Source organism: Pseudomonas sp. GW821-FHT09A09, from assembly GCF_059418405.1.
The window spans coordinates 96,061-107,022 of sequence record NZ_JBWKPU010000001.1; the positions used below are offsets into that span (position 1 = coordinate 96,061).

The 10,962-nt window shown below is 62.6% G+C and carries 8 protein-coding genes; 4 read left to right on the forward strand and 4 right to left on the reverse strand.

Annotation, left to right across the window (positions count from 1 at the left end; genetic code table 11):
* The first annotated feature begins 21 nt into the window (after positions 1-21).
* From AC07OV_RS00375 to AC07OV_RS00390, 4 genes are all read left to right on the forward strand, one after another.
* Positions 22-1,104: an efflux RND transporter periplasmic adaptor subunit gene (locus AC07OV_RS00375; RefSeq protein WP_176997380.1), complete on the forward strand. Its 1,083-nt coding sequence runs from the start codon at positions 22-24 to the stop codon at positions 1,102-1,104.
* On the forward strand, positions 1,101-2,171 hold the full coding sequence (locus AC07OV_RS00380; RefSeq protein ID WP_495091222.1) for an efflux RND transporter periplasmic adaptor subunit: 1,071 nt from the start codon (positions 1,101-1,103) through the stop codon (positions 2,169-2,171). The genes AC07OV_RS00375 and AC07OV_RS00380 overlap by 4 nt, the downstream gene beginning before the upstream one ends.
* On the forward strand, positions 2,168-5,233 hold the full coding sequence (locus tag AC07OV_RS00385) for an efflux RND transporter permease subunit (protein ID WP_494996074.1): 3,066 nt from the start codon (positions 2,168-2,170) through the stop codon (positions 5,231-5,233). The genes AC07OV_RS00380 and AC07OV_RS00385 overlap by 4 nt, the downstream gene beginning before the upstream one ends.
* A 150-nt stretch (positions 5,234-5,383) precedes the next feature.
* Positions 5,384-7,540 carry a glycoside hydrolase gene (locus tag AC07OV_RS00390; protein WP_495091223.1) on the forward strand — a complete coding sequence of 719 codons (2,157 nt, stop codon included), beginning with the start codon at positions 5,384-5,386 and terminating at the stop codon, positions 7,538-7,540.
* 91 nt (positions 7,541-7,631) lie between these two features.
* Here the strand turns inward: AC07OV_RS00390 and AC07OV_RS00395 are convergent, their stop codons facing one another.
* Genes AC07OV_RS00395 through AC07OV_RS00410 form a run of 4 tightly spaced genes read right to left on the reverse strand, consistent with a single transcriptional unit; the run spans position 7,632 to position 10,859 of the window.
* Positions 7,632-8,258 carry a class I SAM-dependent methyltransferase gene (locus AC07OV_RS00395; protein WP_495091224.1) on the reverse strand — a complete coding sequence of 209 codons (627 nt, stop codon included), beginning with the start codon at positions 8,256-8,258 and terminating at the stop codon, positions 7,632-7,634.
* Positions 8,259-8,297: 39 nt separating this feature from the next.
* Positions 8,298-8,942 carry a methionine ABC transporter permease gene (locus AC07OV_RS00400; RefSeq protein ID WP_016974994.1) on the reverse strand — a complete coding sequence of 215 codons (645 nt, stop codon included), beginning with the start codon at positions 8,940-8,942 and terminating at the stop codon, positions 8,298-8,300.
* The gene (locus AC07OV_RS00405) at positions 8,932-10,047 is read right to left on the reverse strand and encodes a methionine ABC transporter ATP-binding protein (protein WP_495091225.1); all 1,116 of its coding nucleotides are present in this window, start codon (positions 10,045-10,047) and stop codon (positions 8,932-8,934) included. Before AC07OV_RS00405 ends, AC07OV_RS00400 begins: the two co-directional genes overlap by 11 nt.
* Positions 10,044-10,859, reverse strand: a complete 816-nt coding sequence (locus AC07OV_RS00410) for a MetQ/NlpA family ABC transporter substrate-binding protein (RefSeq protein WP_176997374.1) — start codon at positions 10,857-10,859, stop codon at positions 10,044-10,046. Before AC07OV_RS00410 ends, AC07OV_RS00405 begins: the two co-directional genes overlap by 4 nt.
* Positions 10,860-10,962: the final 103 nt, after the last annotated feature.

Below are 10,962 nucleotides of genomic sequence, written 5' to 3' on the forward strand. Positions count from 1 at the left end.
CATCACGCATAAGGAGCCTGCATGGGCGGTCGTACTTCCACATTGATCTTCGGACTTGGCCTACTGACGCTGTTGAGCGGCTGTGGCCAGGAAAAGGCCGAGCCCAAGGCCCATTCCCGGGTGTTTGTGCAAACCGTGCAGCCGGCGGATTTTGCCGCGGCGGTGACCCTCACGGGTGACGTCCAGGCCCGGGTACAGACCGACCTGTCCTTTCGCGTTGGCGGCAAGATCATCCAGCGCATGGTGGACGTGGGCGACCGCGTGAGCGCCAAGCAAGTGCTGGCCAAGCTCGATCCCAAGGATTTGCAGACCAACGTCGACTCCGCCCAGGCCCAGGTCGTGGCCGAGCAGGCGCGGGTCAAACAGACGGCCGCCGCCTTTGTGCGCCAGGAAAAACTGCTGCCCAAGGGCTACACCAGCCGCAGTGAATATGACGCCGCCCAGGCTGCATTGCGCAGCAGCCAAAGTGCGCTGGCCGCCGCCCAGGCCCAATTGGCCAACGCCCGCGAACAACTCGGCTACACCGCCTTGATCGCCGATGCGCCCGGTGTGATTACCGCGCGCCAGGCCGAAGTGGGCCAGGTGGTGCAGGCCACCGTGCCAATTTTCAGCCTGGCCCAGGACGGCGAGCGCGATGCGGTGTTCAACGTGTATGAGTCGCTCTTGGTAGAGCCGCCACCCGACGCGCCGATCACCGTCAGCCTGCTTGAGAACCCCAGCATCAAGGCCGTCGGCAAAGTGCGCGAAGTCACGCCCGCCGTGGCCGCCAACACCGGCACCGTGCAAGTGAAGATTGCCCTGCAAGCGCTGCCCAAGGGCATGGAGCTGGGCTCGGTGGTCAGCGCCACGGCCAATGGCCCGGCCAAACCCAGCATCGAACTGCCTTGGGCAGCGCTCACCAAAGACCTCAACGAACCTGCCGTATGGTTGATCGACGGCGACGGCAAGGCGCAACTGCACAAGGTCACGGTGGCGCGCTACCTCACGGGCAAAGTGATCATTGGCGACGGGCTCAAAGGCGGCGAAAAAGTCGTGGTGGCGGGCGGGCAGTTGCTGCACCCCGGCATGGTGGTTGAGATCGCGCAGCAAGGAGTCCAGCCATGAAGCGCCTGACGGCATTACTCGCCACCGGCCTGTTGCTGGTCGCGTGCTCCAAGGAAGAGGCACCGCCCGAGCCCGTGCGCCCGGTGTTGTCCATGGAGGTGAAAGCTGAAGACCAGGAAAACCTCGGCCGCTTCGCCGGTACCATCCAGGCGCGCTACGAGAGCAACCTGGGTTTCCGAGTGCCGGGCCGTATCGCACGTCGCGCCGTGGATGTCGGCGCCGAAGTGGAGAAGGGCGCCTTGCTCGCGGTGCTCGACCCCACCGACCAGCAGAACCAGTTGCGCGCCGCCCAGGGCGACCTGGCCCGGGTGCAGGCGCAGTACATCAACGCCCAGGCCAATGCCCGTCGCCAGCAAGAGCTGTTCAACCGTGGCGTCGGCGCCCAGGCCCAGCTGGACGTGGCCCAGACCGACCTGAAAACCACCCAGGCGTCTCTTGATCAGGCCCAGGCCTCGGTCAACCAAGCCAAGGACCAACTGAATTACGCCGAACTGCGCACCGATCACGCCGGCATCGTCACCGCCTGGAATGCCGAGGCTGGCCAAGTGGTCAGCGCCGGCCAGCAAGTGGTGACCCTGGCCCGCCCGGACATCAAGGAAGCGGTGATCGACCTCCCGGCCGGGCTGGCTGAGCGCCTGCCGCCCGACGTGGTGTTCCTGGTCGCCGAGCAGCTCGACCCCAACGTGCACACCACCGCCATCGTGCGCGAGATCGAGCCCCAGGCCCAAAGCGCCACGCGCACCCGTCGCGCGCGCTTGACCCTGGCCGAGACACCGCCTGCGTTCCGCCTGGGCACGGCGATCAGCGTGACCCTGAGCACCGCCATCGCGCCGCGTATCGAACTACCCCTGAGTGCCTTGCAGGAGGTCGACGGCAAGACACGCATCTGGCTGCTCGACACCCAAAGCCAGACCGTGCAACCGCGTGACGTCACCGTCGTCAGCCGCGACAGCGCCAGCGCCGTGCTCAACGGCGGCGTCAAACCCGGCGAGCGCATTGTCACCGCTGGCGTGAACAGCCTGAAGCCCGGGCAAAAAGTCAAAATCGACGAGGACAGCCCGCGATGAAAGGGAGCTTCAACTTATCCGACTGGGCCCTCAAGCATCAGTCCTTCGTCTGGTACCTGATGTTCGTCGCGCTGCTGATGGGCGTGTTCTCCTACATGAACCTGGGCCGCGAGGAAGACCCCTCGTTCACCATCAAGACCATGGTGATCCAGACCCGCTGGCCGGGCGCGACTCAGGAAGAAACCCTCAAGCAAGTCACCGACCGCATCGAGAAAAAACTCGAGGAACTCGACGCCCTCGACTACGTGAAGAGCTACACCCGACCGGGTGAGTCCACGGTGTTCGTGTTCTTGAAGGACACCACCAGCGCCAAGGACATCCCCCATATCTGGTACCTGGTGCACAAGAAAATCGACGACATTCGCGGCACTTTCCCCCAGGGTTTGCAGGGGCCGTCGTTCAACGATGAGTTCGGTGACGTATTCGGCTCGGTGTACGCCTTTACCGGCGATGGCCTGACGATGCGCCAGTTGCGCGACTACGTGGAGCAGGTGCGCGCCGAGATCCGTTCGGTGCCGGGGCTGGGCAAGGTCGAGATGATCGGCCAGCAGGATGAAGTGATTTACCTGAACTTCTCCACGCGCAAACTCGCCGCCTTGGGGATCGACCAGCGCCAAGTCGTGCAGAGCCTGCAATCGCAGAACGCGGTCACGCCGGCCGGGGTGATCGAGGCTGGGCCGGAGCGGATTTCGGTGCGCACCTCGGGGCAGTTTGCCTCGGAGAAAGACCTTGCCAACGTCAACCTGCGGCTCAACGATCGCTTCTATCGCTTGGCGGACGTCGCCGAGATCAGCCGTGGCTACGTCGACCCGGCGCGGCCGATGTTCCGTTTCAACGGCAAGCCTGCGATTGGTTTGGCGATTGCCATGCAGAAGGGCGGCAATATCCAGTCGTTCGGCAAGGCCCTGCATGAACGCATGGACGAGCTGACCGCCGATCTGCCGGTGGGTGTGGGCGTGCACAAGGTGTCCGACCAGGCGGAAGTGGTGGAAGAGGCCGTCGGCGGTTTTACCAGCGCGCTGTTTGAAGCGGTGATCATCGTGCTGGTGGTGAGCTTCATCAGCCTCGGCATGCGCGCCGGGTTGGTGGTGGCGTGCTCGATCCCACTGGTGCTGGCGTTGGTGTTCGTGTTCATGGAGTACAGCGGCATCACCATGCAGCGGGTGTCGTTGGGCGCGTTGATCATCGCCCTCGGCCTGTTGGTGGACGACGCGATGATCACCGTGGAGATGATGATCACCCGCCTGGAGAAAGGCGAAACCAAGGAACAGGCGGCGACCTACGCCTACACCTCCACGGCGTTCCCGATGCTCACCGGTACGCTGGTGACCGTGGCCGGCTTTGTGCCGATTGGCCTCAACGCCAGTTCGGCGGGCGAATACACCTTCACCCTGTTCGCGGTGATTGCCGTGGCGATGCTGGTGTCGTGGGTGGTGGCGGTGCTGTTCGCGCCGGTGATCGGCGTGCACATCCTCAGTGCCAACGTGAAACCCCACGATGCCGAGCCGGGGCGGATTGGCCGCGCGTTCAACGGCGGCATGCTGTGGGCGATGCGCAACCGCTGGTGGGCCATTGGTATCACGGTGGCGTTGTTCGTGGCGTCGGTGTTCTCCATGCAGTTCGTGCAGAACCAGTTCTTCCCGTCGTCCGACCGCCCGGAAATCCTCGTCGACCTGAACCTGCCGCAAAACGCCTCGATCAACGAGACGCGCAAGGCCGTCGACCGCCTGGAAGCGATCATCAAGGACGACCCGGACATCGCCCGCTGGAGCACCTATATCGGCCAGGGCGCGATCCGTTTCTACCTGCCCCTCGACCAGCAGCTGGAAAACCCTTACTACGCGCAACTGGTGATCGTCAGCAAGGGCCTGGAAGAACGCGGCGAGTTGATCAAGCGCCTGCAAAAACGCCTGCGTGATGACTTCGTCGGCATTGGCAGCTATGTGCAGCCACTGGAAATGGGCCCGCCTGTGGGGCGGCCGATCCAGTATCGAGTGTCGGGCAAAGACATCGATCAGGTGCGCAAGCACGCCATCGAGCTGGCGACCCTGCTGGATAAAAACACCCACTTGGGCGAGATCATCTACGACTGGAACGAGCCGGGCAAAGTGCTGCGCGTGGACATTGCGCAAGACAAGGCGCGCCAATTGGGGTTGTCGTCGGAAGACGTGGCGCAGTTGATGAACAGCGTGGTCAGCGGCGCCTCGGTGACCCAGGTGCACGATGACATCTACCTGATCAACGTGGTCGGCCGCGCCGAAGATGCCGAGCGCGGTACCCCGGAAACCTTGCAGAACCTGCAGATCGTCACGCCCAATGGCACGTCGATTCCGCTGCTGGCGTTTGCCACCGTGCGGTACGAGCTGGAGCAGCCGTTGGTGTGGCGTCGCGACCGCAAGCCGACCATCACCATCAAGGCCTCGGTGCGCGACGAGATGCAGCCTACCGACCTGGTGAAGCAACTGGCACCGACCATCGAGCAGTTCAGCGCCGGCTTGCCGGTGGGCTACAAGGTTGCCACCGGTGGCACCGTGGAAGAAAGCGGCAAGGCCCAAGGGCCGATCGCCAAGGTGGTGCCGCTGATGCTGTTCCTGATGGCGACCTTCCTGATGATCCAGCTGCACAGCGTGCAGAAGATGTTCCTGGTGGCCAGCGTTGCGCCGCTGGGCTTGATCGGCGTGGTGCTGGCGCTGATTCCCACGGGCACGCCCATGGGCTTCGTGGCGATCCTGGGCATCCTGGCGCTGATCGGCATCATCATCCGCAACTCGGTGATCCTGGTGACGCAGATCCACGAGTACGAATTGGCCGGCTACACGCCCTGGGACGCGGTGGTGGAAGCCACCGAGCACCGGCGCAGGCCGATCCTGCTCACCGCAGCGGCCGCGAGCCTGGGCATGATCCCCATCGCCCGTGAAGTGTTCTGGGGGCCGATGGCGTACGCGATGATTGGCGGCATCATCATCGCCACGTTGCTGACCCTGTTGTTCCTGCCGGCGCTGTACGTGGCCTGGTACAAGATCCGCGAACCGAAGCAGGAACATCAGGAAAAGCGCGGTTAAACCTGTGGGAGCAGGCAAGTCGAATCGTCGCACCGCAGCTCCCACAGTTGGATTTTTATGCTGTATGAAATATCTCGAAATGCCTTTCGTGCCGCCTGCAAGTCTACGGGTGTTTTACCCTCGGCCCCCCTTCGGCACAGGATGAGCAGCATGAACTGGCACCATCACTTTCTACTGGTCTGCACGCTCCTCCTCTCACCACTGGTCTCTGCCGCCACGGTCCTGGAAAACCCCCAGTGGCGGGTCGAACTCGACCCCGCCACCCTGGCCATCCGCGTCACACCCAACGGCCAGGCGTCGGTGCAGGCTTCCAGCGGGGTGCAGGCGCGCGCCGTCAGCCAGCTCTCACACACGGATCAACAGGCCAGCTGGCAGTGGGATGAGGGCGCCTTCCGTATCAGCGCCCGCCTTGAGCAGCGTGACCTGCTGCTGACTATCCACGCTCGTGAGCCCGGCGCGCTGGCGATCCTCCAGCAACCTGCCAGCGCCATGGGTCATGGCGTGATGTGGCCATTGGCTGAAGGGCATTACGTGCCAGCTGATAACCCGATGTGGAAGGCCTTCCTGCTGGACCAGGGTGAACTCAATACCACCCAGGACCTCAGCCTGCCGCTGTGGGGCCTGGACCACGGCAGCTTCACCCTCAATTGGCTGCTGACCAACCCCTACAACAACCGCCTGTACTGGCAGGAAGGCATGGCCCTGTCATTGGCCCATGAATTCACCTCGCTCGATCCCTCTGCGCCGATGACCCTGCTGTTGCACCTGGGCGACGCCGGGCCTTTGGCGGGCGCCAAACGCTATCGTCAATGGTTGGTGGAACAAGGCCGCTATGAATCGTTGGCAGACAAGTTGCGGCAAACGCCCGAGGCGCAGAAATTGCTGGGCGCCAGTCATGTGTACCTGTGGGGCAATGACTTGCTGGCATTGGACGATGTGCGTGACTGGCCAAAGCTGGTCACGTTGCTGCGCGGTAATGAGCTCAAGGGGCTGTTGGATAAAGAGAGCACGCAGGTTCTGGCGCAGACGACTGCGCTGAATCGCTATGAACACACCGTGTTGCTGCGCGGCCTCAATGCGGCAATCAACAAGAAGGCACGACAGGTGTGGCAGGTTGAAACGCCGGATGTGGCCCGGCTGGCCGCCCGATATGGTGAGTTGCGCCGTGAGCTGGCTGTCACCTTTGCCGGCGCCTTGAACGACAACCCTGAAAACTGGGGTAGCAAGGTCATTCCATCCCTGAAAGCCGCTGGGCTCGAACGCTTGCTGGTGACGTTGGGCGAAGGTTGGGAGGGCGGCCTCTGGCACCCGGAAGCGATTCGCGCCGGTGTCGACGCCGGATACCTGATGGCGCCTTACGACTCCTATGAAACGGCGCTATCTGCCACCGAAAACCCGGATTGGACCACTGCTCATCTGGGCGACAATGCCTACCGTAACTGCGCCATCGTGCTTAAGGACGGCAAGCTGAAAACCGGTTTCCAGCAATCGGGCCACTACACCGACCCACGCTGCGTGCGCCCCTTGTTGGAGGCGCGGGTGCAAGCGGTGCAGGCCAAGTCCGGTTTCAACGCCTGGTTCCTCGACGCCTACGCCACAGGCATGGTGTTCGACAGCTACCGCGACAGCGCCCTGATGAGCCAGGCGCAGAACGCCGAAGGCAATGTGGATGCTTCCCGCTGGCTCAACACCGTGCTCAAGCTGCCGGCCGGTTCCGAAGACGGCAACGCCACCACCGCCCAGGGCATCCTGTTTGCCCATGGCATGCAGACGCCGGTGATGGGCTGGGGTGACCAGGACATGACCAAAGATAAGCAATCGCCCTATTACGTTGGCAACTGGTTCCCGCCGGAACAACCCGCGGTGTTTTTCAAGCAGGTGCCGTTGAAAGAGCCGTTTCGCACCGTGTATTTCGAGCCGAGCATGCGTCTGCCGTTGTACCAGGCGGTGTTCCACGGCTCGGTCATCACGACGCATCACTGGCTGTTCGACAGCCTGAAGCTGAGCAATGTGCGGGCAGAGAACGAGTTGACCCAACTGCTCTACAACGTGCCGCCGCTGTATCACCTGAGTGCCGGGACCGTTAAGCAGCGGTTGCCCATCATTCAACGCCAGGACGCGTTTTTCCGCCCGTTGCATGAACGCCTGGCCACGCAGGAAATGACGAGCTTTCGGTGGCTGACAGCCGATCGGCGTGTGCAGGAAACCACTTTTGCAGATGGCACGCGGTTGATCGCCAATTTTGCCGAGCGCAGTGTGACGGCGTTGGTGGTGGGCGAAGATCCAGTGTTGTACCAGGTGGAATAGCTATCGCAGGCAAGCCAGCTCCCACAGGGGAACGCATTCCAACTGTGGGAGCTGGCTTGCCTGCGATGGGGCCGGCCCAGACGCAAAAAATCTAAATTTTTCGCCAGACGCTGGCCAGCCACGGCTGCTGCTCACGAGGCAACCCAGCCGGCCGGTAGTAATGCTCCAACTCTTCAAAGCCGGCCTCCGTCAGCAACGCCTGCCACGCTTCAAGGTCGTGATAAGACCCGTACCGTGGCCCATTCCAGCCTTCCTGGTTCTCACCCCGGGGGTTGGAGCTGAACAACACGCCGCCAGGCTTCAACGCCCCATGCAGCTGCTGGAGCACACGCGGCAGTTCCTGCTTGGGAATATGAAACAGCACGGCGTTGGCGAAAATCCCGTCGAAGCGTTCGGCCGGCAGGTCCAGCTTCAGGAAGTCCTGTTGCAGCACTTCACAGCCGCTGTCTTCACGCGCCATCTGCGCAAAGCGCTCCGAGCCGTCCAGCCCCACGGCGATGTGCCCCAGGCGGGTGAAGGTCTGCAGATCCCGGCCCGGGCCGCAGCCAAAGTCCAGCACAGTAAACGGCGCGGTGCCTTGGATATTGCGCAGCAGCGCATCAATGTTCTGGCTTACATCGTGGTCGCGAGTGCCTTCACGGAAGTCCTCGGCCACCTTGTTGTAGTGGCCGAGGGTGGTGGAAGTGATCTGGTCGAGGTCGTCGGGCTTGAGGGACATGGCAAGTGATACCGGGCGCTGGGATGTCCCGACTATACCTCACCGCTTGTTCAACACCCGAGCCAAACGATCACCGCCCAACTGGATCACCGCCACCAGAATCACCAGCAGCACGATCACCGTCAGCATGATCTGCGTATCAAAGCGCTGATACCCGTAGCGGTAGGCAATATCACCCAAACCACCTGCACCAATCGCCCCTGCCATCGCCGACGAATTGATCATGGTCACCAACGTGATGGTGAACCCGCCGACAATCCCCGGCAGCGCTTCAGGCAACAGCACATGCCAGATGATGTGCCAGCGCCGGCAACCCATGGCCTGCGCCGCTTCGATCAGGCCGTGATCGACCTCGCGCAAGCTCACTTCGGCGATCCGCGCAAAGAACGGTGTGGCGGCAATGGTCAGCGGCACGACGGCGGCCCATACGCCATAGGTGGTGCCGACGATCAGCCGGGTAAACGGGATCAAGGCCACCATCAGGATCAAAAACGGAATCGAGCGGAACAGATTCACGAACGCCCCCAGCACGCGATTAAGCGCCGGGGCCTGGTAGATGCCGCCCTTGTCGCTGGTCACCAGGAACACCGCCAGGGGAATTCCCACCAGCAACGCGATCAGCGACGACACACCCACCATCAACAAGGTATCGATGGCGCCCTGCACTAAACGATCAAACCACATAGCCCAGCACCTCCGCCTGTTGTGCCCAATTGCCGGTGCGGGTGCGCAGTTCTTCCGGGGTGTGGGGCGAACCGCTCACCGCCAGCAGCAGTTGCCCGAGGGCGTGGCCCTGGATGCGTTCCACGCCGCCTTGCAGCAAGCGCACGCGCCCGCCCAGAGCGCCGAACAGCGCGGCCAGGTCCGGCTCATCGGTGTCGCTGCCGGTGAACTGCAAGCGCAGTACCACCGCGGCCTCCGCCGACGTTGGGCTGGCTTGCAAACGGCTTTGCAGTTCTTCCGGCAGCCCATGTTGCAACGGTGCCAACAGGGTTTTGCTGACCTCGTGCTGCGGGTTGCCAAACACTTGCCACACCGGGCCTTGTTCGACGATACGCCCGTGCTCGAGCACCACCACGCGGTCGCAAATCTCGCGGATCACTGCCATCTCGTGGGTGATCAGTACGATGGTCAGACCCAGGCGTTTGTTGATCTCACGCAGCAGGCCGAGAATCGACTGGGTAGTCTCCGGGTCGAGGGCCGAGGTGGCCTCGTCGCACAGCAAAATTTCGGGGTCGTGTACCAGCGAGCGGGCGATGCCCACGCGTTGTTTCTGCCCTCCGGACAGCTGCGCCGGATAGGACCTGTGCTTATCCTGCAAACCCACCAGCTCCAGCAGCTCACGCACCTTCTGCTCGCGTTGCAGTTTGGGCACGCCAGCCACTTTCAGCGGCAGCTCGACGTTCTGCCACACCGTCTTGGCTGACATCAGATTGAAGTGCTGGAAGATCATGCCGATGCGCCGGCGCAGCGCCACCAGGTGATCTTCGTCGAAGTCGCCGATGTCCACTTGGTCGATCAGCACGCGCCCGCTGCTGGGCTGTTCCAGGCGATTGATGGTGCGGATCAGCGACGACTTGCCGGCGCCGCTGCGGCCGATGATGCCAAACACTTCACCGCGCTGGATCGCCAGGTCGATGCCTTGCAAGGCGTGTACGGCGCCGTCGTAGGTCTTGCCCAGGTTGATAAAGCGCACATGGGCGCGGTTCAGGTCGGGGTGCAGTTCGGTCTGCTCGGCGTCCCTGGGCGGTAAGCCCTGGTTGCGCAGTTGGGCATGGGCGGCGGTCATTTTTTATCTTCCCAGCCGACCTGGTAGAGCTTGCCCAGGGACTTGTCCAGTGCAGCACGTACCACCGGCGAATGCTGGTAGATGTCGACGAACTTGATCACACGCGGGTCGGTTTTGCTTTTCGGCTGGATCACGAACTGGATCACGTATTCCGGGTGATCGAGGCCGTCGAACAGCAGCGCCGACTCCGCGTCGAAGGTCTTGGACAGGCGGATGTACGCCGGGTAGCCCTGCACCAGGTCTGCGTCGTCATAGGCGCGCACCAACTGCACGGCCTCGACTTGCAGGATCTTGATCTTCTTCGGGTTGGTCACGATGTCTTCTTCGGTGGCCTTGTAGCCCACGCCCGGCTTGAGCGTGATCAGCCCGGCCTTGGCCAGCAATTGCAGGCCGCGACCGCTGTTGATCGGGTCGTTGGCGATGGCCACGCTGGCGCCCTGTGGCAGGTCGTTGATGCTTTTGTATTTCTTCGAGTACAGGCCGACGTTGTTGATGATGCCCGGGGCGTAGGGCACCAGGTCAAAGCCTGCGGCAGCCTTTGCATTTTCCAGGAACGGGATGTGCTGGAAGTAGTTCACATCAATATCGCCGGCTGCCAGGCTGACGTTGGGGGCAATCCAGTCGGTGAATTCCACCAACTCGACTTTAAGGCCTTGCTTGCCCGCCTCGGCCACGGCGGCTTCCAGCGGGATCGCAAAGGCGGCGGTGGTGCCGATTTTCAGCGGCGCATCGGCGGCGAAGACGGCCGAGCTGAACAAACCAAACGCCAGGGCCAGTGCTTTGACTGGGTGGGTGAGCAGTGTTTTTTTCATCATCATTTTCCAGTCATAAGATATTTACACAGATCCCTGTAGGAGCCGGCTTGCCGGCGATGAGGCCCTTGAATGCGGCGGTGATCTCAAGGGCGCTATCGCC